Source organism: Winslowiella toletana, from assembly GCF_032164335.1.
GTDB lineage: Bacteria > Pseudomonadota > Gammaproteobacteria > Enterobacterales > Enterobacteriaceae > Erwinia > Erwinia toletana_A.
Map to the genome: position 1 here is coordinate 2,311,258 of NZ_CP134152.1, position 22,981 is coordinate 2,334,238.

Here is a 22,981-nt window from a genome sequence, read left to right on the forward strand (position 1 = left end):
GCCAGTTTATTCGCTTAAAGAAAATTTAAAAGGGGTAAAGCTGACCAGAACTTTCCCCTTTTATGCTACTGATGTGGCGTCAGACCAGTCCTTCAGCTTTTAAAGCCGCAGCGACAGCAGGGCGCTCAGCCACCCGTTCCATCCAGTCATTTAACGCATCAAGACCGTCAAGATTCAGTTTCAGCGCGCGCGCCCAGCGAGTAACGGTAAACAGATAGGCATCGGCGACGGTAAAGCGAAGACCCATCAGCCACTGTTTCTCCTGCAGCTGACTGTTGACGTATTGAAACTTCTTCTCCAGCTGGCTGCGCGTCAGCTGCTTGTACTCTTCCGGCGTCGCCGGGTTAAATAACGGGCTAAAGCCTTTATGCAGTTCAGTGGCGATATAATTCAGCCATTCAATCGTGTGGTAACGCGTCAGGCTACCGGACGGGGCCAACAGCTGGCGATCGGCTTTCAGATCCGCCAGATACTGGACGATAGCAACCCCTTCGGTCAGCAGGCCGCCATCATCCAGCAGCAGCGCCGGAACCTGTCCTTTGGCATTGATTTGCAGATAATCTTCACCGCTTTCGGTTTTCTTGCTGGCCAGATCGACATTAACCTGGGTGAAGTCGAGGCCGCACTCACGCAGCACAATATGTGGCGAGAGTGAACAGGCGCCGGGTTTACTGAACAGTTTCATTTGATGCTCCTGAAGCTCAGAGAAAAAGGATCTCATCATCTTAGTGCCGGAAACGCCGGTTGTCAGTGATGATCTGCGCGATGGTGACAGCCATCAGTAATTTCGGTACATCCGCCTGCCATCTGGAAAATAGGTGACCGGATTATAATTATATAACGGGTCATTTTTGAGAATATGAAATGCCCCGGTGCCTTGGGTAGTAAAATTGGTTCTGAATACATTCAGTTCGGCGACGGTTTCACGATCGGCTGCCTGCAATGATGCAACCACATCGCCTGTCCTCTGAAATGTATCAAGATAGACGTTCTGCATAATATCATCGATACCTTCGGTCTCAACCGAGACCTCACCGAGATAGCCGGTGACAGGGAGTCCGCTGACATAGGCTATCTGTGCGGCAAAGCTGTTCCATCCGCCTTCTGCGGAATGACACATTACGGCTCTTATCGAAGAGTAATGATTAAAATCATAGCCACTTGCGCGCAGTTGATTGGCGAAATCGGTACCGTCGTAAACCATGTCTGCGACATTATCCAGCAGAATACGCGCGGTCCCGCGTTCAAAATGACCATGCGCAACGACAGTCAGTCTGGGCTTCAGACGACCACGGTGGATATCCTCAAACAGATAATTCATAAAGTTATCCTGCTCCTCGGCAAACTCCAGATTAGCGTATCCGAAGACGTTGATGTGTTGGATGGTCTCCCAGCCGAGGGTGGTTGTTCTGGTCAACCGGGCGCTGCTCTGCGCAGTGGAGCTGAGGCCGTGTGCCAGACCGATTACGCCAGCCGCTAAAGAAACCCAGCTCAGGATCTGTGAAGTCAGAGGTTTTTTTGTCTCCAGCACGCCGCTGGCGATGGCGGTCACATCTGACAGCATACCGGCTCCCCCGACCAGCAATGCGCCGGCAGAAGACGATTCAATGGCGGATATCACGCTGCCTGCGGCGATTATCGAACTACCGCCGGTAAACAGCGCCAGCGCCAGTCCGGCGATGCCCATTCCAATACCCAGCCAGCTTTGCCAGCTGCTGTGACCGTCTGGATCGGCACGATTGATCGGATCGCCTGCACACCAGCCATACGGATTAATCCCCCCTGCACCAAACGGACTGTAACTGTCGGGACAGTTAAACCGCAGCAACGCGGGGTTGTACGCACGGTATCCCTTTCCCGGATGATAATTTTCACTGACCGGGTCCTGACGTTCCCCGTTAAATCCCAAAATAAAGCTGTTCATAAATACACTCTGGCTGACTAAAGAAGTTCAGTCATATCATCAGCGCGGGTGAAGTCAGCAGTGAAAAAAACTCAGAAATATCATTGCGGGTGCGCTATCACAACGTGACAGCGACGGTGAAAAGGCAAAAAAAAACCGCCTGCATGCAGGCGGTTGGTGATGAAACGCAGCTCAGGGCTACGCGTCACCCTGAGTCATACGGTTAAGCAGCGGGGCGGTCAGCAGCATCAGCACCGCAATGACGCCGGTCGCAATACCAATTTGCAGGAATACATCACCATAGACGTGCAGCGACTGCAGCGGGTCGGTAACGTTCTCCGGTACCGCCATCAGGTTGGCGATCTTACCGGCAATAATTGCCGCGCCAGCGGTGGTGAGGAACCATGCGCCCATAATAAAGCCCATCAGACGCTGTGGCACCAGCTGAGCGACCATTGCCAGTCCCAGACCAGAGATCATCAGCTCACCAATACTTTGCAGCGCGTAGCTGAGAATCAGCCAGCTTACTGAAACAATACCGAGATCGCTGGCGAATTTGGTGCCGAGCGGCAGAACCAGAAACGCAGCGGAGCAGAGCACCATACCAAAGGCAAACTTGTGCGGCATTGGCAGACGATCACCCATCTTATTGTAAATAGCCGCCAGAATCGGGCTGCCGACCATAATCCAGAACGGGTTCAGCGCCTGATACTGCTCAGGCTGGAAAGTAATGCCCATCAGGCTGTGCTCAACGTTACGGATAGCAAAGAAGTTGAGTGAGGTTGGCATCTGGCTATAAAGCACAAAGAACACTACCGCTTCCAGCATCAGCAGGAAAGCAACGATCATCTTACGGCGTGCCGCGCCCTTCATCGCGAAAGCTTCTTTACCAAACAGCAGCACGATACCCAGCACAATACAGCCTAAAGTAATACGTGCAATCTCCTGATTGTGCAGCAGCCAGGTCGCAATGGTAACCACGACCAGAATACCGACAAGGGTCATCAGTAGTTTACTGATATTGACCGGCGCGAAATCTGGCTTAGAGCCGTGATCTTTTACCCAGCGACGGCAGAACAGGAAGTTAACCAGCGTAATCAGCATACCGACAAATGACAGCGAGAAGGCCACGCTCCAGCCGTAATTCGCTGCCAGCCATGGCGTTGCCATAATGGAGAACAACGAACCGATATTAATCGCCATGTAATACATGGTGAAAGCACCGTCGAGGCGCGGATCATCTTTGGCGTAGCAGGTTGACAGCAGCGAAGAAGGGTTAGCTTTAAACAGACCGTTACCGACGGCGATGGTCGCCATGCCGATATAGACCATACTTTGATCGTGTCCTGACCAGGCAACCAGACCATAACCGGTCGCCAGCACCAGAATACCCAGCACGATAACGCGCTTAGTACCCAGCACTTTATCACCCAGCCAGCCGCCGACCGCAACCAGACCATACACCAGTGCACTGAACGAAGAGAACAGGGTAATGGAGTCGGCTTCGGACATCCCCAGCATTTTGACCAGGTAAACCGCCATGATGGCTTGCAGGCCGTAGTAACCAAAACGTTCCCATAATTCGATCGAAAAAATCAGATAGAACGATTTTGGCTGTTTGAACGCATTGAGGCTAACCTCATCAGTGTGTTTGTTTGCAGTTGACACTTGTACCTCTGGATAGATGCCAATTTCGCATCGGGAATTAAGCACGCGTAATACCGGCAGTGTATTCGGTGCGTTGTTATAAGAAGTGAAAAACGGCGGTTAATTTCGCTGATCCTGCGGCATCAGGCAAGCCTTTTTTCATCTTCTGGTACACCTGATGATTGTAGTGTTAATTAAGGTAATAATGGCTGTTAAACGGTGTTAAATGTCGGTAGTGGTAATTAGGCAGAAATATTACTCTGGAGTGTCGGGTGATTTTTGTGCAAAAGTGATATAAAGCTCGGTAAGACGCCAGTGCAAAATTTACGGCGGTTATAGTTAATTTTTATGGATTAAAAAACTGTTAATGCCTGATTTGCTGATTTTTTATTCGAGTTGCTGCTTTTTTAGCTGAAGAATTGAGACTGACGTCTTTAGGTGTGATGTAGATCACGAATTAAAACAATATTTTAGCCAGCGAAACAAGCTCATAGTATTGGCATTATCAGGCGGTTTTTAGGCTATTTATCCCTATAAGTAACATGGCTTTGTTGCCCGATTGTTATTAAAACTGGTTTTTATTGATTGAACGTTCAATATAAAAAGGCTAGTATTAGCCTTATTCAATAGTCGGAACCGATGAAACGATGCCAAAAGTTGGAATGAAAGCCATCCGTCAGGCACAGCTGATTAACGCAACATTGACGGTTATTGACCGCGTCGGACTGGCAGAAGCCAGCATTGCGGTTATCGCGAAAGAGGCCGGCGTATCGACCGGCATTGTCAGCCATTACTTTGGCGACAAGAACGGCCTGCTGGATGCCTGCATGCGGCAGATTCTGACCGATCTTTACCTTGCGGTAGAGCGTCATCGTTTTCAGGCTGAGGATACGCCGCAGGCGCAGATCCGGGCGATTATCGACGGCAACTTCGATTTAACGCAGGTAGCGGCACCGGTGCTGAAAACCTGGCTGGTGTTCTGGACCAACAGTCTGCATCAGAAAAATTTACAGCGTTTGCAGCGCGTCAACGATCGCCGGCTGCACTCCAATATCACCGCACAGTTTGCTCGCGTGTTACCGCGCGAACAGGCACGTCAGGCCGGTAGTAGCCTGGCAGCGTTAGTTGATGGTCTCTGGCTGCGTATGACGCTGGCACCACAACCGATGGCCCACGGTCTGGAAGAGGCCCGTGAACTGTGTTACCAGAATCTTGCGCTCTGGCTGAACAGGCCAGCTCGCTAAATCCCTCAGTAAAGGAGGAGTTATGGCAGAACTCAACCGTCGTGGTTTATATATCAATGGTCGTGAAGAAGCAGGCCAGGGTGAGGTATTCACCAGCGTCAATCCGGCTAATGGTGAAGTTATCGCAGAAATCACTGCCGCCACTCGTCAGGACGTCGATCGTGCCGTTGCCTCATCACTGGCAGGCCAGCGCATCTGGCGCAGCTATACTCCGGTTGAACGCAGCCGCGTCCTGCTGAAAGCCGTAGCGCTGTTACGTGAGCGCAATCAGCAGCTGGCAGAGCTGGAAACCGCCGATACCGGTAAACCGATTAGCGAAACCGCAGCGGTAGATATTGTCACCGGGGCTGATGTACTGGAGTACTACGCCGGTCTGGCACCCGCGATACAGGGCGAACAGATTCCGCTGCGCGACAGTGCGCTGGTCTATACTCGTCGTGAGCCGCTGGGTGTTTGTGCGGGTATCGGGGCCTGGAACTATCCGATCCAAATCGCGCTGTGGAAAAGCGCTCCGGCGCTGGCTGCCGGCAATGCGATGATCTTTAAACCGAGCGAAGTGACGCCACTCAGCGCGCTGGAACTGGCAAAAATCTTCAGCGAAGCGGGTCTGCCGGATGGCGTATTTAACGTGGTGCAGGGCGCGGGCGAAGTGGGTAAAGCGCTGAGCCAGCATCCGGATATCGCTAAAGTATCCTTCACCGGTCAGGTAGAAACCGGTAAACGCGTGGTGGCGGATGCGGCACTCTCTAACCTCAAAGAGGTCACGATGGAGTTGGGCGGCAAGTCACCGCTGATCGTTTTTGACGATGCCGATCTTGAGCGTGCAGTAGATGGCGCAATGATGGCGAACTTCTACAGCAGCGGCCAGGTTTGTACTAACGGCACGCGGGTATTTGTGCATCGTTCGCTGCTGAATGCGTTTGAACGTCGCCTGCTGCAAAAAATTGAGAACATCAAAAGCGGTGACCCGCGCGACCCTGAGGTTAACTTCGGTCCGTTGGTCAGTGAAGAGCACTGCGAGAAAGTGGTCTCTTATCTCAAGTTGGGCAAAGAAGAGGGCGCACGCTTGCTGACCGGTGGTCACCGTGTAACGCATGGCCCACTGGCAAAAGGTTACTACGTCGAGCCAACGGTATTTACCGATTGTCACGATGAGATGCGTATCGTGCGTGAAGAGATTTTTGGCCCGGTAATGAGCATTCTGGTGTTTGATGACGAGCAGGAAGTGATTGAACGCGCGAATCATACCGAGCTGGGGCTGGCAGCAGGACTGTTTACCCGTTCACTTGATCGTGCGCATCGGGTGATTCATCAGCTGGAAGCGGGTATCTGCTGGGTTAACACCTGGGGTGAATCACCGGCTCCAATGCCGGTCGGCGGCTACAAGCAGTCTGGTCTGGGACGTGAAAACGGTCTGGAGACGCTGCAACACTATACGCGGACCAAATCGATTCTGATTGAGATGGGTGAGTACCCATCGGCGTTTTAATCCTGTTTTAATACTGTTTTTCTGGCCGACAGCGGATGTTGTCGGCACTGGATTTGATACCCGCCCTGTTTTATGCAGCGCGACTGACTGCAGTATGGCGGGTTAAGCTGGAGGTTTAATGCAGAAATTTGACTATATCATTATTGGCGCGGGTTCCGCAGGCAATGTACTGGCGACCCGATTAACTGAGGATGCTGACGTATCGGTACTTTTACTGGAGGCAGGCGGCCGCGATCATCGCCTGGATTTCCGTACCCAAATGCCAGCCGCTTTGGCGTATCCTTTGCAGGGCAAGCGTTATAACTGGGCATTTGAAACCGATCCGGAACCTCATATGGACAATCGTCGTATGGAGTGTGGTCGGGGTAAAGGTCTGGGCGGCTCATCGCTGATTAACGGGATGTGTTACATCCGTGGCAACGCGATGGATTACGATAACTGGGCGAAAAAGACCGGTTTTGATGACTGGTCATATCTCAACTGCCTGCCTTATTTCCGCAAAGCGGAGAAACGCGATATCGGTGAAAACGATTATCACGGTGGCGAAGGCTATCTGAGCGTGACTACGCCGAAAAGCGGCAATAATCCGCTGTACCGTGCGTTTATCGATGCGGCAACCGAGGCTGGTCATTATGAAACCGACGATCTGAATGGCTATCGTCAGGACGGTTTTGGCCCGATGGACCGTACTGTTACGCCACATGGTCGCCGTTCCAGCACCGCGCGCGGTTATCTGGACGTGGCGCGTCAGCGTCCGAATCTGACCATTGTCACTCATGCGCAGACCGATCGCATCCTGTTCGACGGCAAAACCGCCAGCGGCGTGAAATGGCTGGTGAAAGGTCAGTCACATCAGGCGCAGGCCACCCGTGAGGTGCTGCTGTGTGCTGGTGCGATTGCGTCTCCGCAGATCCTGCAACGTTCCGGCGTTGGGCCGGAAGAGTGGCTGCGTGAGCTGGATATTGATGTGGTACATCCGCTGCCGGGCGTGGGCCGCAATTTGCAGGACCACCTGGAAGTGTATATGCAGTTCCGTTGCAAACAGCCGGTCAGCCTTTATCCGTCGCTGAAATGGTGGAATCAACCGGCAATTGGTGCCGAGTGGCTGTTTAAGGGCACCGGTATCGGCGCCAGTAATCAGTTTGAAGCTGGTGGCTTTATTCGCAGTGACGACCAGCCAGACTGGCCAGATCTGCAATACCACTTTCTGCCGGTGGCGATTAACTATAACGGCAGCAGCCCGGTTAAAGAGCATGGCTTCCAGGCTCACGTTGGTCCGATGCGCTCAATGAGCCGTGGACGGATCAAACTGAAATCGAAAGATCCGTATGACGCGCCGTCGATCTTCTTCAACTATATGTCGGAAGAGCGTGACTGGCAGGAGTTCCGTTCAGCGGTTCGCCTGACGCGTGAAATTATGCGCCAGCCTGCGCTGGCTGAGTATTGCGGCGACGAAATTCAGCCGGGTATCGAGGTACAGAGCGACGAGCAGATCGACGCCTTTATCCGCGAGCATGCTGAGACCGCCTATCACCCTTGTGGTAGCTGCGCGATGGGCAGCGATGAAATGGCGGTGGTCGACGCACAAGGGCGCGTGCATGGGATGCAGCAGCTGCGTGTGGTCGATGCGTCAATTATGCCGCAGATTGTCACCGGTAACCTGAATGCGCCTACCGTGATGCTGGCGGAAAAAATTGCCGATGCGATTCGCGGTAAAGCGCCATTAGCGCGTTCAACGGCAGACTATTATCAGTTACAGCGCTAAATTGTGATCAAGGGCGGTGTTCTCACCGCCCTTACTGATCGCCTGAAACTAACTTAAATCTCAACCTTCTCATTATACTCGCATAAATCTTCAATCAGGCAGGATCCGCAGCGCGGTTTACGTGCCACGCAGGTATAACGCCCGTGCAGAATCAGCCAGTGATGGCAATCCACTTTAAACTCTGCCGGCACGACTTTTAACAGCTTCTCTTCCACCTGCTCGACATTCTTACCTGGCGCAAATCGCGTGCGATTACTGACGCGAAAAATATGGGTATCCACGGCAATGGTTGGCCAGCCAAAAGCGGTATTCAACACCACGTTGGCGGTTTTGCGCCCGACGCCCGGCAGCGCTTCCAGCGCGGCGCGATCTTCCGGCACCTCGCCCTGATGCTGCTCCAGCAGAATGCGGCAGGTCTTAATCACATTCTCTGCTTTGCTGTTAAACAGACCGATGGTCTTTATATACTCTTTGATGCCGTCAACGCCCAGCGCCAGCATGGCGGCCGGGGTATTGGCCACCGGATAGAGTTTTGCCGTGGCTTTATTGACGCTGACGTCTGTTGCCTGGGCAGAGAGCAGCACGGCAATCAGCAACTCAAAAGAGGAGCTGAATGCCAGTTCGGTAGTAGGGTGAGGATTGTTATCACGCAAACGGCTCAGAATCTGATGACGTTTTTCCTTGTTCACATCGCTTTCCCGGTATGGCCCTCAGGTGCGGCCTGGTTTTCAGCAGCACGTGCCGCAGCACGCTCTTTCATCTTTTTGTCGATCATATATTTACCGGCCAGCATCATGCCAAGACCAATAAACGCGCCGGGTGGCAGCATCGCCAGCAGCATCGGTGAATCAAAGTGGACGACTTCAACACGCAGTGCTTTTGCCCAAGGGCCAAGCAGCTGGTCAGCACCATTAAAGATGGTGCCATTACCAATAATTTCACGGATTGAACCAAGCACAAACATCGCGCTGGTTGCGCCCATCCCGGTGGCAAAGCCGTCGAGCGCTGACAGCGGTACGCTGCTTTTTGACGCTACGGCTTCAGCACGACCCACCACAATACAGTTGGTGACGATCAGCGGGATAAAGATCCCCAGCGACTGATACAAGCCGTAAGCGTAGGCGTTGATCAACATCTGCACACAGCTCACGACCGCAGCAATGATCATGACGTAAATCGGAATACGAATTTCCGGTTTTACCCAGCGCCGCGAAGCGGAGATCGCGCTATTGGTGCAGGTCAGCACCAGGGTGGTTGCCAGACCGAGACCCAGCGCATTGGTGGCGGTAGAGGTCACCGCCAGCAGAGGGCAGAGGCCCAGCAGCTGGACCAGCGCGGAGTTATTCTTCCACAGGCCGTTTACCAGTAAAGTTTTCGCTTCACTCATTGTTGTCTCCACACGCGGGCAGCGATGAAAGTTGCGCTGGCAGCGTTTCTACATACAGGGTGGTGCGTTTGACCGCATTGACCACCGCTCGTGGCGTGATGGTTGCGCCGGTAAACTGGTCGAAATCACCGCCATCTTTCTTCACTGCAAAATGGCGATCGTCGGGGCCAGAAATCTGCTTGCCATTAAAACTGTTGATCCAGTCGGAGATGCGCAGTTCGATTTTATCGCCAAGGCCCGGCGTCTCATGATGCTCAACGACCCGGGTACCGTAGACTTTGCCAGAAAAATCGGCACCGACCAGCAGCTGAATCTCACCGGAATAGCCGTCCGGCGCGGTGCTCTCAATCGCCACCGCAACCGGTTTATCGTTCATTCGCGCAAGGTAAAGATGGTGCGGTTTGCTATTACCCAGCGCTTTATCCGTGACAACGTAACATTCCTGCTGAATGGCATTGTCATAAACCTCGGGCGGAACCACCTGATCCAACAGCAGTTTCTGCTGTACCGCAGTCTGATGTTCAATCGTTGGTTTGGTCACCGCGTTAATTACTGCGGTGACGCCTGTGGTGACCGCGGCAAACAGCGCCAGCGTGACACCATTTTTTCTGATCGAATCGAGCATACTCATTCTTTACGATGTCCGTAAACGCGCGGCTTAGTATAGTAATCAATAAGCGGCACGGTAATGTTTGCCAGCAGTACCGCAAATGCCACGCCATCAGGATAGCCGCCAAAGCTGCGGATCAGCCACACCAGCAGACCAATTAAAGCACCAAACAGCAACCGGCCTTTATTTGTCGTGGAGGCGGTGACCGGATCGGTGGCAATAAAGAACGCCCCCAGCATGGTGGCACCGGAAAACAGGTGGATCATCGGTGACGCCAGGCTTTCCGGCGAAATCAGCCAGCCGAGAGTGGAACAGAAGGCCAGCGACAGCAGAAAACTGACCGGAATTTGCCAACGAATGCTGTTGGTCCATAGCAGGAACAGCCCCCCCAGCAAGAAGCCAATGTTGACCCACTGCCAGCCAATGCCCGCCAGCACGCCGGTGTAGATCGGCTGGGCCATCAGCTGTTCGGCACTGTGGCCGGCGCGTAAACCGGTTTTAAAGTTATCCAGCGGCGTCGCCTGACTGATACCGTCGACACCCACCTGCAGATGCTGCATGGTTTCTCCCGCCAGAGTATGGTTGCTGAAAATCATACTCAGCGAATCCATCAGGCCAGGCGTGACCGACTGCAATGACTCCGGCGGTAGCCAGCTGGTCATCTGCACCGGGAAAGAGATCAGCAGTACCACATATCCAATCATCGCCGGATTAAACGGGTTCTGACCGAGGCCGCCATACAGTTGTTTGGCAATCACCACCGCAAAGGCAGTACCCAGCACAATCATCCACCACGGGGCAAGCGGTGGAATACTGATGCCGAGCAGCAACGCGGTCAACAGTGCGGAATGATCAGCGAGATTGGCGACGATTGGCTGCTGGCGCAACCTGAGGATAATTCCCTCAGTTGACCAGGCGGTAATCGCAGCCAGCGCGACCTGAATCAGGTTGCCATAGCCAAAGTAATACCACTGGGCGAACATGCCCGGAATGGCTGCCAGCAACACCAGTAGCATAATAGTACCGGTGCTGCGTCGGTTATGAGTATAAGGCGAACTTGCAATACGAAAAGCCATTTAGTCCTCTTGCGTAACATGCTGCTGCGCGCTTTTGCGCGCTTTTACGCGAGCGATGGCCGCCGCCACTGCCGCTTTGCGGGGATCGTCTGATTCTGTCTCTTCAGCCATCGGTTCTGACTGTGCGGCTTTTTCGGCCTTTTTCGCTTTAGCGCGGGCAATCGCGGCTTCCACAGCGGCCTTGCGCGGGTCAACCGGTTCAGCCTCAGCTTTTGGCTCAGCCGACTCGCTGTTCTGCGCGGCCTTTTTCGCCTTAGCGCGGGCAATCGCGGCTTCCACCGCTGCCTTGCGCGGATCAACCGGTTCAGCCTCAGCTTTTGGCTCAGCCGACTCGTTGTTCTGCGCGGCCTTTTTCGCCTTAGCGCGGGCAATCGCGGCTTCCACCGCCGCCTTGCGCGGATCAACCGCATCCACCTCAGCAGACTGTTCCGCCTCGGCTTTCCTGGCTTTAGCGCGGGCAATGGCTGCTTCTACCGCCGCTTTACGCGGATCGCCAGACTGGCGGGTCAACGGCTCGGTTTCTGACTGCTTCTCTGCCTGATGCGCCCGCGCCTGCGCGATGCGCGCTTCACGCTGTGCGTTCACCATGGTGTTATCAGGCTGTTGCGCTTGCGGTATGTCAGTAGTCTCACTATCGCTGCTGTTTTTCGCCTTCAGGCGATCCCGCGCGGCGGCGATTTCGCCCTGATCGCTGGCGCTGACTTTACGCTTCGCCTGCTCGTGGCGGGCTTCACGCGCTTGCTTCTCTCGCTCCAGACGTTCCTGACGCGCCTCGAAACGCGCTTTAGCCTGAGCAGTACGCTGCGCTTCGAGGTCGATAGCGCGCAGCTCGGCTTTTTCCTGGCGATAATACTGCACCAGGGGAATATTACTGGGGCAGACATAGGCACAGGCGCCGCATTCGATGCAGTCATCAATATGATGTGAGCGCGCTTTTTCGTGATCGGCACCCTGGCTAAACCAGTAAAGCTGCTGTGGCAGCAAATTCGCCGGGCACGCATCGGCACAGGCGCTACAGCGAATGCAGGACTGCTCCGCTTCGTTATTACCCATCTCGCTGGCCGAAGGGGCCAGAATGCAGTTGGTGATTTTCACCATCGGCACGTCAAGCGCGGGCAGGGTAAAGCCCATTAAGGGGCCACCCATAATCACCATTTGTCCGGCGGCTGGCGCAAAACCAACCTGGCGCAGCAGATGGCTGACCGGCGTGCCGAGACGCCCCCACAGATTACAGGGCTGTGCGACTGACTCACCGGTCAGGGTTACTACGCGCTCGGTCAGGGGTTCGCCATCAATAATCGCGCGCTTAACCGCATAAGCCGTCCCGACGTTTTGCATCAGCACGCCGATATCCGATGAGCGTCCACCGTGCGGCACTTCGCGGCCGGTAAGTATTTTGGTCAGCTGTTTGGCACCGCCAGAAGGGTATTTGGTCGGAATCACCCGCAGCTGTAAATCAGTGCTGTCGCCCAGTGCGCGTTTCAGCGCGGCAATCGCTTCGGGTTTATTATCTTCCACCCCGATCAGCACTTTTTCTGACTGTAGAATCCACGCCAGAATGCGGCTACCTTCAAGGATCTCGTCGGCACAGTCCTGCATCAGACGGTCATCGGCGGTGATATAGGGTTCGCATTCGGCGGCGTTAATGATCAGGGTATTAACCCCGCTTAACCCGCCGCGCAGTTTGGTTCCGGTCGGGAATCCTGCGCCGCCAAGGCCCGCGACGCCAGCCTGATGAATGCGGCTGACCAGTTCGGCACGCTCCAGCTGGCGATAGTCGCTGACGGTTTGCCGTTCAATCCAGCGATCTTCACCATCGGGAGTGATAAAAATGCACATTTCGGACAGCGCTGAAGGGTGCGCGGTCATATGCGGTGCAATCGCTTCGACCGTACCTGAGGTTGGTGCATGTACCGGCAGCATCCGGCCACGACCAAAGGTCAGCGGCTGGCCGCGCAGTACCACGTCACCTGGCGCAACGCAGATTTCGCCTTCATGACCAATATGCTGTTTCAGCGGAATAATAAACCGCTCTGGCAGCGGAATCTGACGCAGCGGCGTGCCGTTCGACTGGGTTTTCATCTCCGGAGGATGGATGCCGCCGTCGAAATCCCAAATTTTGTCTTTCTTGAAGAAATTAAACAGATTACGCATGACTTTCCACGGGAATAACCCTGACAGGAATCGTGTTGAGATCCCACTTCCAGTTGGCAGTGGTGGTCGCAACCGGACGCATTTCAATGCAGTCGGTCGGGCAGGGAGCAACACAGAGATCGCAGCCGGTACACACGTCGCTCAGTACGGTGTGCATTGCACGAGTTGCGCCGACGATGGCATCAACCGGGCAGGCCTGGATACATTTGGTGCAGCCGATACAGTTAGCTTCGTCAATCCATGCCACGGTGCGCACCGGCTCTTTGGCCGCGATGTCGCCGTCAATCGGCTGCGGATCGACGTTTAGCAAACCGGCCAGCTTAAGCATGGTTTGTTCGCCGCCCGGGGCGCATTTATTGATCGCTTCACCGTTGTTACCGACCGCCTCCGCATAGGGGCGACAGCCGGGATAACCGCACTGGCCGCACTGACTCTGCGGCAGGATTTCATCGATTTGCTCGACAATCGGGTCGGCTTCTACTTTAAAACGACGTGAGGCGTAACCCAGCAGGCCACCGAACACCAGACTGAGGGCGCTTAACGCAATAATTGCTATCCAGATTGCTGACATTAGAATTTCACCAGACCGGAGAAGCCCATAAAGGCCAGAGACATCAGGCCAGCAGTGACCAGCGCAATTGACGAGCCCTTAAACGGTAACGGCACATCGGCCAGTACCAGGCGTTCACGCATTGCAGCAAACAGCACCATCACCAGCGAGAAGCCGACTGACGCACTGAAGCCGTACATTGCCGCTTGTAAAAAGGTGTGATTCAGGTTGACGCTCAGCAATGGCACCGCCAGCACCGCACAGTTGGTGGTGATCAGGGGCAAAAAGATGCCCAGCAGGCGATAGAGCGCCGGGCTGGTTTTCCGCACCACCATTTCGGTGAACTGCACGGTGACCGCAATCACCAGGATGTAGGCCAGCGTGCGCAGGTAAACCAGATCCAGCGGAACCAGAATCAGATGGTTAACCACCCACGCGCAAATTGAGGCGAGGGTGATAACAAAGGTGGTGGCGAGTCCCATGCCAATTGCCGTCTCCAGTTTTTTGGAAACGCCCATAAAGGGACAGAGGCCGAGAAACTTCACTAATACGAAGTTGTTCACCAGCACTGTGCCAACGAAAAGAAGCAGGTATTCGGTCATTGTTACGCCTGGGGAAAAAAATAAAAGCCGCTTATTATCGGGCATTAGCGGCTGTATCACAACATACCAACCCTGGGGTTATTATCTGATAGCACTCAGGATTAAATTATTGACGTTTATAGCAGCGGTTATGGCTCAATAAATGTCGTCTTAACCCGTTGAGAACGTTTGAAGTAGGGCACCAGCAGCGAGGCGGCTAACAGCGCGATCAGCAAAGTCTTAATTGCCGCGCCGTCTGTGACCGGCGAGAAGGCAAAGGTCTTAATCGCCAGCAGTACCGTCACCAGCAGCCAGATGATGTAGTGGCGCGGCAGACGTCGCGAACGCTTGCAGAATATCCAGGTGACCCAGGCGCTGTAGACCCACACCACCAGCGAGGTGGCCAGTGACAGCGTCCATTGCAGGGTAAAAGCGTGTTCCTGACTGAGTAACGCCTGGCGCATATCCGGGCTTAGAAACGCGCTGAGATACATAGCCACCACCAGCGTGCTGGTCAGCAGCGTCATAATCAGCCACGCCAGCGGCACGAAAAGCCAGCCGCCGATACGTGGCGCAGAAGATTGCACAGTCATGATAGGTTTCCTGACAGAGAGTAAACAGCAATGACAGCACTGGCAAAAGGCAAGGCTGTCATCATTAAACTGGAGGGGGATTATACAGAAAAATGCGCGGTGCAGTGAGTCAGGTGCTTATATCACATAGCGCCAGACAGATTTTGGCACGCAGCCTAAATCAAACAGGCGTCCGCCTGATACCAATTCAGCGCGGCGATGATCGGCAGCGCGGTACATATTCAGTAGTTCTTTATCATCGCTCAGCGAATAGTTGAGGTGATCGAAAAGTTTTTCCAGCGTCTCTAAATTACTCACTTTACGAAACTTCAGCAGGTAGTCTTGTGCTGTCATGGTGGCCGTCAGGTCAGGTAGGGTGATAGTGAGTTATCAAGTATAGGGAGACGGGAAGCGCTGTCTATACCCCCAGCATTAAAAAAAAGAGAAAATCAGATTAATACGTAATTACAGCTGACAAAATGGTTTCTTTTAAGATTTGTCTGTAGGAGATGTTGTTACCCTTAGCTTTTTTTAAAATGAAAAATAAATTTTAAATGCAATTATTACTCGCTGAAACGTTTACAGCATTATTATCTGTGGCGTCCCGCTACCGCTATTACTGGGGATTATGGTTTTATCTATTTTAAGAAAATGCTGCCGTGTAAAAGGCTCGTTTCTGACCTTCAACTATTTAACTCTACTGTTACCGGTTAAAGTTGGCGTAATCCTGTCAGTGTGCGGACAATCACAGTTCAGATAATTATTTAAATGCTGGCCCTCATCGACAAAATGGCAGAACTTTACGTGGTGCTGTAATCGCTTCCAAACCCTGCGTAGATAACCTGTTATCTTTATTACAGTTATTTAACTGGCCTGATATTAACCGCAGGAAAAAACTCCATATCATCGGCGGTTGTTAGCGGGTGATATTTACGTAACCCATTTAATTCGTAGCATTTTGTGAACTATGTCGAAAATGTTTCCACCTGATTAGTCCAGGCTTTAGAGGCCTTGTACTCATACAGCAATCTCCCATCAGAGGAAAAAAGATTATGTGGAAGCGTTTACTCTTAACCACCATGGTGAGTGCCGCACTCTCCGGTTCAGCGCTGGCGGCCGATATGACAGTCGGATTTTCTCAGGTTGGCTCAGAATCGGGCTGGCGCGCGGCTGAGACCAGCGTGGCGAAAAGCGAAGCCGCTAAACGCGGTATCACGCTGAAAATCGCCGATGGTCAGCAAAAACAAGAGAATCAGATTAAAGCGGTGCGTTCGTTTATTGCGCAGGGCGTGGATGCAATTTTTATCGCGCCAGTAGTACAGACCGGCTGGGAGCCGGTGCTGGAAGAAGCTAAAGACGCAGAAATTCCGGTATTCCTGCTGGATCGCGCCATCGTGGTTAAAGACAAATCGCTGTATATGGCAGTGGTCACCGCCGATAACGTGCTGGAAGGAAAGCTGATAGGCGACTGGCTGGTCAAAGAGGTCGCGGGTAAACCTTGCAACGTGGTAGAGCTGCAGGGCACCGTCGGGGCCAGCGTGGCCATCGATCGTAAAAAAGGCTTTGCTGAAGCCATTGCCGGCTCACCAAATATTAAAGTAATCCGATCGCAGTCCGGCGACTTTACCCGCAGTAAGGGTAAAGAGGTGATGGAAAGCTTTATCAAGGCGGAAAATAACGGCAAAAATATCTGCATGGTCTACGCGCACAATGATGATATGGCCATCGGCGCCATTCAGGCGATTAAAGAGGCAGGACTGAAACCCGGTAAAGATATTTTGACCGGATCGATTGATGGCGTGCCGGATATTTATAAGGCAATGCTGGCGGGCGAGGCCAATGCCAACGTCGAGCTGACGCCAAATATGGCTGGCCCGGCGTTTGATGCGCTGGAGAAATTCAAAAAAGATGGCACTCAACCACCAAAAATTATCAAAACCAAATCACGTCTGTTCCTGCCCGCTGATGCACAAACCGAATTAGATAAGAAAAAAGGCATGGGTTACTAAGCACAACACCGCTTGATCCACAGTCACCCCGTAATAGAGCGGGACAGGCTTTGCGATCCGGCGGTTTTTTTTACCCTGAGAGGCGAAGTTTATGACCACGCAGACAGAGGAAGCGCTGTTAACGATTCACGGCGTCAGCAAATTTTTCCCCGGTGTGAAGGCGTTGGATAATGTCTCTTTTAGCATCAGGCGCGGTGAGATTATGGCGCTGCTGGGGGAGAACGGGGCCGGTAAGTCAACGATGATTAAAGTGCTGACCGGGGTTTATCAGCGTGATGCCGGCAGCGTGACGCTGAATGGCCAGCCGATCAATCCCCGCAATACCGCTCAGGCACAGGAAATTGGCATTGGTACGGTGTATCAGGAAGTTAACCTGCTGCCCAATATGTCGGTGGCCGACAACTTGTTTATCGGTCGCGAGCCTAAACGCTTCGGCCTGATCGATCGTAAAACGATGGTGCGAAACGCCACCCGGCTGATGCGGGAGTACGGCTTTGAGCTGGATGTTACCCGCTCGCTCGGCCAGTATTCGGTGGCGATGCAGCAGATTATTGCCATTTGCCGCGCGGTGGATCTCTCCGCGCAGGTACTGATCCTCGATGAACCTACCGCCAGCCTTGATGCCAGCGAGGTAGAGATGCTGTTCACGCTGATGAATCAGCTGAAAGCGCAGGGCATGAGCTTAATCTTTGTTACCCACTTTCTTGACCAGGTATACCGCGTCAGCGATCGGATTACCGTGCTGCGTAACGGACAGTTTATCGCCACCCGCGATACCCACAGCCTGCCGCAGATTGAGCTAATTAAACTGATGCTGGGGCGCGAGCTGCTGGAAACTGCACTGCAGCGCGCCGGCAGTACTTTGCGCAGCAACCAGCCGGTGGTGGAGTTTAAAGATTATGGTAAGAAGGGCACCATTGAGCCGTTCAGCCTGCGGGTCAGGCCGGGGGAAGCGGTCGGGCTGGCCGGGCTGCTGGGTTCCGGGCGGACCGAAACCGCCGAACTGCTGTTTGGCATCCGCCGTGCCGACAGCGGTACGGCGCTGATTAAAGGTAAAAAACGCACTATCCGCACTCCGGCGCAAGCGTCGCGGCTGGGGATGGGATTCTGTCCGGAAGATCGTAAAACAGACGGTATTATCGGTGCCGCCTCGGTGCGTGAGAATATCATTCTGGCGTTACAGGCCCAGCGTGGCTGGTTGCGGCCGATTAAGCGCCGCGAGCAGCAGCAGATTGCCGAGCGTTTTATTAAAAGCCTCGGTATCCGCACGCCGCATGCAGAGCAGCCGGTCGAGCTGTTATCCGGTGGTAACCAGCAGAAAGTGCTGCTGTCGCGCTGGCTGGTCACCCGTCCGCAGTTTCTGATTCTCGACGAGCCGACGCGCGGAATTGATGTGGGTGCCCACGCCGAGATTATCCGCCTGATTGAATCACTCTGCGCCGATGGCCTCGCGCTGCTGGTGATTTCATCGGAGCTGGAAGAACTGGTGGGTTATGCCGATCGGGTTCTGATCCTGCGCGATCGTCAGCAGGTAGCGGAAATTCCACTGGAGCAGCTTTCCGTTGCGGCGATTGTGAAGGCGATTGCTGACGGAGGATCGCAGCATGCTTGAGTCACAGGTATCTCCGGAGAAAAAGCGCATGTTGAAAGGTAAATTCCCGCCGGGAATGCCGCAGATAGCCGCATTAGTGCTGGTTTTGCTGGTGGACAGCCTGGTGGCCAATAACTTTTTCGCCATTCATTTACAGGATGGCCGCCTGTTCGGTAGCCCGATTGATATTCTTAACCGCGCGGCGCCGGTCGCGCTGCTGGCTATTGGTATGACGCTGGTCATCGCTACCGGCGGAATTGATCTGTCGGTCGGAGCGGTGATGGCGATTGCCGGTGCCACGGCGGCGACCATGACGGTCGCCGGTTACAGCTTGTGGCTGGTAATTATGGCAACGCTGGGTGCCGGATTGCTGTGTGGCCTGTGGAATGGCGTGCTGGTGGCACTGCTGAAAATCCAGCCGTTTGTTGCCACGCTGATACTGATGGTGGCCGGGCGCGGTATCGCACAGTTAATTACCGAAGGCCAGATTGTGACCTTTGACAGTGATGCGCTGGCGCGTATCGGCAGCGGCACGCTCTGGCTGTTTCCGGTGCCGGTATGGATCACGCTGCTGGTCGCGGCGCTGATCTGGCTGTTAACCCGCAAAACCGCGCTGGGATTATTTATTGAAGCGGTGGGGATTAACCTGCGTGCGGCGCGTAACGCAGGCGTTAACGGCTGGCTGGTGGTGATGTCGACCTATGCCATCAGCGGACTGTGTGCCGCGGTGGCCGGTCTGATTGTTGCGGCGGATATTCGCGGTGCGGATGCCAATAACGCCGGATTATGGCTGGAACTGGACGCGATCCTGGCGGTGGTGATTGGCGGTGCGTCGCTGATGGGCGGACGTTTTAACCTGGTGCTGTCACTGATTGGCGCACTGATTATCCAGGCGATGAACACCGGCATTTTGCTGTCCGGTTTTGCACCGGAACTGAATCAGGTAGTTAAAGCGGTGGTGGTGATGTGCGTACTGCTGTTGCAGTCGCCGCGCTTTATTCAGCTGTTTAAACGAGGAGGCGGTCGTGGTTAAACGTCATTTGCCATTAATGATTACGCTGCTGGTGTTTGTCGCGGGTTATCTGTTCTGTCTGAGCCAGTTTCCCGGCTTTGCCTCCACGCGGGTGATTTGCAATATTCTCACTGACAACGCCTTTCTCGGCATCATTGCCGTCGGGATGACTTTTGTGATTCTTTCCGGCGGCATCGATCTGTCGGTCGGTGCGGTGATCGCCTTTACCGGCGTGTTCCTGGCGCGCGCGATTGGCGATCTGAATTTGTCACCCTGGCTGGCCTTTGCGATTATTATGGTGGCCGGTTCGGCGTTTGGCGCCATGATGGGCTGGCTGATTGATGCGTTAAAAATCCCGGCGTTTATTATCACTCTCGCCGGCATGTTTTTCCTGCGCGGCTGTAGCTATCTGGTGGCGGAAAGTTCGATTCCCATCGATCATCCGCTGTACAGCAGCTTATCCAGTATGGCGTGGAAGATCCCCGGCGGCGGTCGGTTAAGCCTGCTGGCGCTGATCATGCTGCTGGTGGTGGTACTGGGAATTATCCTGGCGCACCGCACGCGTTTTGGTAATCAGGTGTATGCCATCGGCGGTAATGTGACCTCGGCCCAGCTGATGGGCATTTCCACCCGCGCCACTACCGTGAAGATCTATATGTTGTCTTCCGGGCTGGCAACGCTGGCCGGGATTGTCTTCTCGCTGTATACCTCGGCAGGCTATGCGCTGGCGGGAATGGGCGTGGAACTGGATGCCATTGCGTCGGTGGTGATTGGCGGTACGCTGTTGTCCGGCGGCGTGGGAACGGTGCTGGGTACGCTGTTTGGCGTCCTGATCCAGGGGCTGATTCAGACCTGGATTAATTTCGACGGCACCCTGAGTTCATGGTGGACCAAAATCGCGATTGGGATTTTGCTGTTTGGTTTTATTGCGCTGCAACGGCTGCTGACGGTGATGTGGGATCGTCAGCAGAATGCACCGGTAAAAAGATTGTCCTGAGGCGGGTAACGAAAGGGCTTCGTCAGGAGCCTTGATCGTTGCTGCGCGCAGCAATATCAGCAGGGCGATAACCTCGCCCTGGGTGGAAACGGCGGATTAACGCCAGTTATTGATGCCGCTGGCATAAAGGTCGACTACCGGCATAACTGCGATATTGTCATCATAAAAAAATACCGAGTTACTGAATGAGTAAATCTTTCCGGTTATTCTGACGGTTACTTTATTAGCGAGAGCATTAACCGTGGCATCGGGCCGATCGGCTGTCATAAATGGAGCCGTTTTGGTTAACGTTTCCAGCGGATCGCCAGTAATATTGTGGTTAAGATAATAACGATATACCTCGGTATCGGTCGCAGCGGCATGTTGATATTGCGTGATATACAGCCAAAGGCTGCTGGTAAGCTGCTGCTTATGGTATATCCGATCGTTATAGGGTTGGTGGGTGAGGCAGAAGTTTACTGCCACTGCAGTAATTATAATAACAAGAATCGCGGTGAAACTTCGGTGCGCCCATTTAATAACCATGGCGGTTTGCATAATCTATTCCTTGCTGAATCCAGAACGTGTCTGGGGATCATCTTTCTCCAATGGGGCCATTCGGCTCTTAAAGTGCGTGCTGCATAAACTGAGATAAAATAAATAGCATTATTCTGTTGTTGTTAAAATAGTTTAATTTCTTATTTTCAATATAATTAAATTTTAAATTATTTATATGCTATCAATTAGGTTTCCACCGCGCTTTCTGGCTTTTACCGAATCTAACCTTGTTCAACGAATACGAAAGGCATTGAGTGAGGATTCGGCGTAAAAAAAGGGCGATAAAATCGCCCCGATAGCCTGTTTGCAAGTTAGCGCAGATTGAGGCGGTGATAGCCTGTTTGCAAGTTAGCGCAGATTCAGGCGGTAATAGGCCTCATTCCAGCGCAGCGCATCGCGGAATGAGGGAAGAGTGGTGTCGTTATCGATTACCACGATTTCAATACCGTGCATTTCGGCATAAAGACGCATATCGTCAACATCAAGCGCCTGGCTGAATACCGTATGGTGCGCACCGCCACCGAGGATCCACGCTTCAGCGGCGGTCGCCAGTGATGGCTGGGCGCGCCAGATCGCGCGTGCCACCGGCAATTTTGGCAACGGTTGCGGTTGCTCAATAGCCTCCACCACGTTAACCAGCAGACGGAATCGATCGCCGATATCAATCACGCTGGCGTTAACTGCGCGTCCGGCCGGGGCAGAGAAAATCAGGCGTGCCGGATCGGCTTTGTCACCAATACCAAGGAACTGCACATCGACCAGTGGTTTCTCTTCACGCGCAATCGACGGGCAGACTTCCAGCATATGCGAGCCAAGCACCAGGTCGTTATCCGGCGAGAAGTGGTAGGTATAGTCTTCCATAAACGAGGTGCCGCCCGGCTGGCCTTGCGCCATTACTTTGAAAATATGCAGCAGCGCGGCGGTTTTCCAGTCGCCTTCACCGGCAAAACCATAGCCTTGTGCCATCAGACGCTGTACCGCAAGCCCAGGTAACTGGGTCATACCGTGCAGCGTCTGGAAATTGGTGGTGAACGCTTTGCACCCCTCGGCTTCAAGAAAGCGTTTTAAGCCCAGTTCAATGCGTGCGGCGTCCAGCACATTCTGTCGCTTCTCACCGTTCACCGCGGCGGCAGCGGTAAATTCATACTGGCTTTCATATTCGTCAATCAGTGCATTCAGATCGCCCTCGCTGACCTGGTTAATCACTTCCACCAAATCACCGACACCCCAGCCGTTAACCGCATAGCCAAACTGGATTTGTGCACCGACTTTATCCCCTTCGGTTACCGCCACTTCGCGCATGTTGTCACCAAAACGCGCCACTTTAAGCTGCTGGCTGGCCTGTTTTGCCGCCGCGCCGCGCATCCATTTACCGATACGCTGCTGGCTGACCGGATCCTGCCAGTGACCGGCGATCACACTGTGTTGCAGATTCATCCGCGCGCCAATAAAGCCGAACTCACGACCGCCGTGCGCGGTCTGATTCAGGTTCATAAAGTCCATGTCCATGCTGTTCCACGGGATCTCCGCGTTGAACTGGGTATGAAACTGCATCAGTGGTTTATTCAGAATCGACAGGCCGCCAATCCACATTTTGGCCGGAGAAAAAGTATGCAGCCAGGTAATAATCCCAAGGCAACTCTGGTCATAATTGGCCTGACGGCACAGTGCCAGCGCTTCATCAGGGCTTTTCACCAGTGGCTTCAGCTGTAATGTAAACGGTAATCTGGCTTGGCGATTTAACCCGTCAACCACCTGCTGCGCATGCTGCTCAACCTGGCGCAATGTCTCGGCACCGTAGAGATGCTGCGTGCCAATCACAAACCACACGCTGAGCGCGTTTAGCTGTTCCATAAA

The 22,981-nt window shown here is 53.7% G+C and carries 21 protein-coding genes; 7 read left to right on the top strand and 14 right to left on the bottom strand.

Annotated features, from left to right (window positions below; translation table 11 throughout):
• Window positions 1-79: 79 nt before the first annotated feature.
• The 3 genes from gstA to dtpA all read right to left on the bottom strand — a co-directional run bounded on the left by gstA (window position 80) and on the right by dtpA (window position 3,571).
• Window positions 80-685, bottom strand: a complete 606-nt coding sequence (gstA, locus tag RIN69_RS10920; RefSeq protein ID WP_313857390.1) for a glutathione transferase GstA — start codon at window positions 683-685, stop codon at window positions 80-82.
• A gap of 93 nt (window positions 686-778) precedes the next feature.
• A complete protein-coding gene (locus RIN69_RS10925) occupies window positions 779-1,924 on the bottom strand; it encodes an RHS repeat-associated core domain-containing protein (protein ID WP_313857391.1) in 1,146 nt (381 codons plus the stop codon).
• 177 nt (window positions 1,925-2,101) lie between these two features.
• On the bottom strand, window positions 2,102-3,571 hold the full coding sequence (gene dtpA, locus RIN69_RS10930; RefSeq protein ID WP_313857392.1) for a dipeptide/tripeptide permease DtpA: 1,470 nt from the start codon (window positions 3,569-3,571) through the stop codon (window positions 2,102-2,104).
• 626 nt (window positions 3,572-4,197) lie between these two features.
• On the opposite strand from dtpA, the gene betI reads away from it, so the two are divergent.
• The 3 genes from betI (at window position 4,198) to betA (ending at window position 8,048) form a co-directional block, all read left to right on the top strand.
• Window positions 4,198-4,794 carry a transcriptional regulator BetI gene (gene betI, locus RIN69_RS10935; RefSeq protein WP_313857393.1) on the top strand — a complete coding sequence of 199 codons (597 nt, stop codon included), beginning with the start codon at window positions 4,198-4,200 and terminating at the stop codon, window positions 4,792-4,794.
• 22 nt (window positions 4,795-4,816) lie between these two features.
• On the top strand, window positions 4,817-6,283 hold the full coding sequence (betB, locus tag RIN69_RS10940) for a betaine-aldehyde dehydrogenase (protein ID WP_313857394.1): 1,467 nt from the start codon (window positions 4,817-4,819) through the stop codon (window positions 6,281-6,283).
• A gap of 118 nt (window positions 6,284-6,401) precedes the next feature.
• On the top strand, window positions 6,402-8,048 hold the full coding sequence (betA, locus tag RIN69_RS10945; protein WP_313857395.1) for a choline dehydrogenase: 1,647 nt from the start codon (window positions 6,402-6,404) through the stop codon (window positions 8,046-8,048).
• A gap of 53 nt (window positions 8,049-8,101) precedes the next feature.
• On the opposite strand, the gene nth is transcribed toward betA, so the two are convergent.
• From nth to ydgT, 9 genes are all read right to left on the bottom strand, one after another.
• Window positions 8,102-8,737, bottom strand: coding sequence for an endonuclease III (nth, locus tag RIN69_RS10950; protein ID WP_313857396.1), 636 nt, complete (start codon window positions 8,735-8,737; stop codon window positions 8,102-8,104).
• The gene (locus tag RIN69_RS10955; RefSeq protein ID WP_313857397.1) at window positions 8,734-9,435 is read right to left on the bottom strand and encodes an electron transport complex subunit E; all 702 of its coding nucleotides are present in this window, start codon (window positions 9,433-9,435) and stop codon (window positions 8,734-8,736) included. The genes nth and RIN69_RS10955 overlap by 4 nt, the downstream gene beginning before the upstream one ends.
• Window positions 9,428-10,060, bottom strand: a complete 633-nt coding sequence (rsxG, locus tag RIN69_RS10960) for an electron transport complex subunit RsxG (RefSeq protein WP_313857710.1) — start codon at window positions 10,058-10,060, stop codon at window positions 9,428-9,430. Before rsxG ends, RIN69_RS10955 begins: the two co-directional genes overlap by 8 nt.
• A 2-nt stretch (window positions 10,061-10,062) precedes the next feature.
• A complete protein-coding gene (gene rsxD, locus RIN69_RS10965; RefSeq protein WP_313857398.1) occupies window positions 10,063-11,121 on the bottom strand; it encodes an electron transport complex subunit RsxD in 1,059 nt (352 codons plus the stop codon).
• Window positions 11,122-13,275, bottom strand: a complete 2,154-nt coding sequence (rsxC, locus tag RIN69_RS10970; RefSeq protein WP_313857399.1) for an electron transport complex subunit RsxC — start codon at window positions 13,273-13,275, stop codon at window positions 11,122-11,124.
• Window positions 13,268-13,846: an electron transport complex subunit RsxB gene (gene rsxB, locus RIN69_RS10975; protein ID WP_313857401.1), complete on the bottom strand. Its 579-nt coding sequence runs from the start codon at window positions 13,844-13,846 to the stop codon at window positions 13,268-13,270. The genes rsxC and rsxB overlap by 8 nt, the downstream gene beginning before the upstream one ends.
• Window positions 13,846-14,427, bottom strand: a complete 582-nt coding sequence (gene rsxA, locus RIN69_RS10980; protein ID WP_052898623.1) for an electron transport complex subunit RsxA — start codon at window positions 14,425-14,427, stop codon at window positions 13,846-13,848. Before rsxA ends, rsxB begins: the two co-directional genes overlap by 1 nt.
• 128 nt (window positions 14,428-14,555) lie before the next feature.
• Window positions 14,556-14,999, bottom strand: coding sequence for a DUF2569 domain-containing protein (locus RIN69_RS10985; protein ID WP_313857402.1), 444 nt, complete (start codon window positions 14,997-14,999; stop codon window positions 14,556-14,558).
• Between the two features lie 117 nt (window positions 15,000-15,116).
• Window positions 15,117-15,332: a transcription modulator YdgT gene (gene ydgT, locus RIN69_RS10990; RefSeq protein WP_313857403.1), complete on the bottom strand. Its 216-nt coding sequence runs from the start codon at window positions 15,330-15,332 to the stop codon at window positions 15,117-15,119.
• Between the two features lie 698 nt (window positions 15,333-16,030).
• Between ydgT and ytfQ the strand changes: the two genes are divergently transcribed.
• From ytfQ to yjfF, 4 genes are all read left to right on the top strand, one after another.
• Complete coding sequence (gene ytfQ / locus RIN69_RS10995; RefSeq protein WP_313857404.1) at window positions 16,031-16,987, top strand: galactofuranose ABC transporter, galactofuranose-binding protein YtfQ; 957 nt, start codon at window positions 16,031-16,033, stop codon at window positions 16,985-16,987.
• A gap of 91 nt (window positions 16,988-17,078) precedes the next feature.
• Entirely contained in the window at window positions 17,079-18,599 is a 1,521-nt protein-coding gene (ytfR, locus tag RIN69_RS11000; RefSeq protein WP_313857406.1) for a galactofuranose ABC transporter, ATP-binding protein YtfR, read from the top strand.
• Entirely contained in the window at window positions 18,592-19,611 is a 1,020-nt protein-coding gene (gene ytfT, locus RIN69_RS11005) for a galactofuranose ABC transporter, ATP-binding protein YtfT (RefSeq protein ID WP_313857407.1), read from the top strand. Before ytfR ends, ytfT begins: the two co-directional genes overlap by 8 nt.
• Window positions 19,604-20,587 (top strand): galactofuranose ABC transporter, permease protein YjfF, encoded by a 984-nt coding sequence (yjfF, locus tag RIN69_RS11010; protein ID WP_313857409.1) that lies wholly within the window; start codon window positions 19,604-19,606, stop codon window positions 20,585-20,587. The genes ytfT and yjfF overlap by 8 nt, the downstream gene beginning before the upstream one ends.
• Before the next feature lie 96 nt (window positions 20,588-20,683).
• Here yjfF and RIN69_RS11015 read toward each other — a convergent pair whose 3' ends face one another.
• Both RIN69_RS11015 and araA read right to left on the bottom strand, forming a co-directional pair.
• Entirely contained in the window at window positions 20,684-21,124 is a 441-nt protein-coding gene (locus tag RIN69_RS11015; RefSeq protein WP_313857410.1) for a hypothetical protein, read from the bottom strand.
• Window positions 21,125-21,472: 348 nt separating this feature from the next.
• Window positions 21,473-22,978 carry an L-arabinose isomerase gene (gene araA / locus RIN69_RS11020; protein ID WP_313857411.1) on the bottom strand — a complete coding sequence of 502 codons (1,506 nt, stop codon included), beginning with the start codon at window positions 22,976-22,978 and terminating at the stop codon, window positions 21,473-21,475.
• Window positions 22,979-22,981 lie beyond the last annotated feature (3 nt).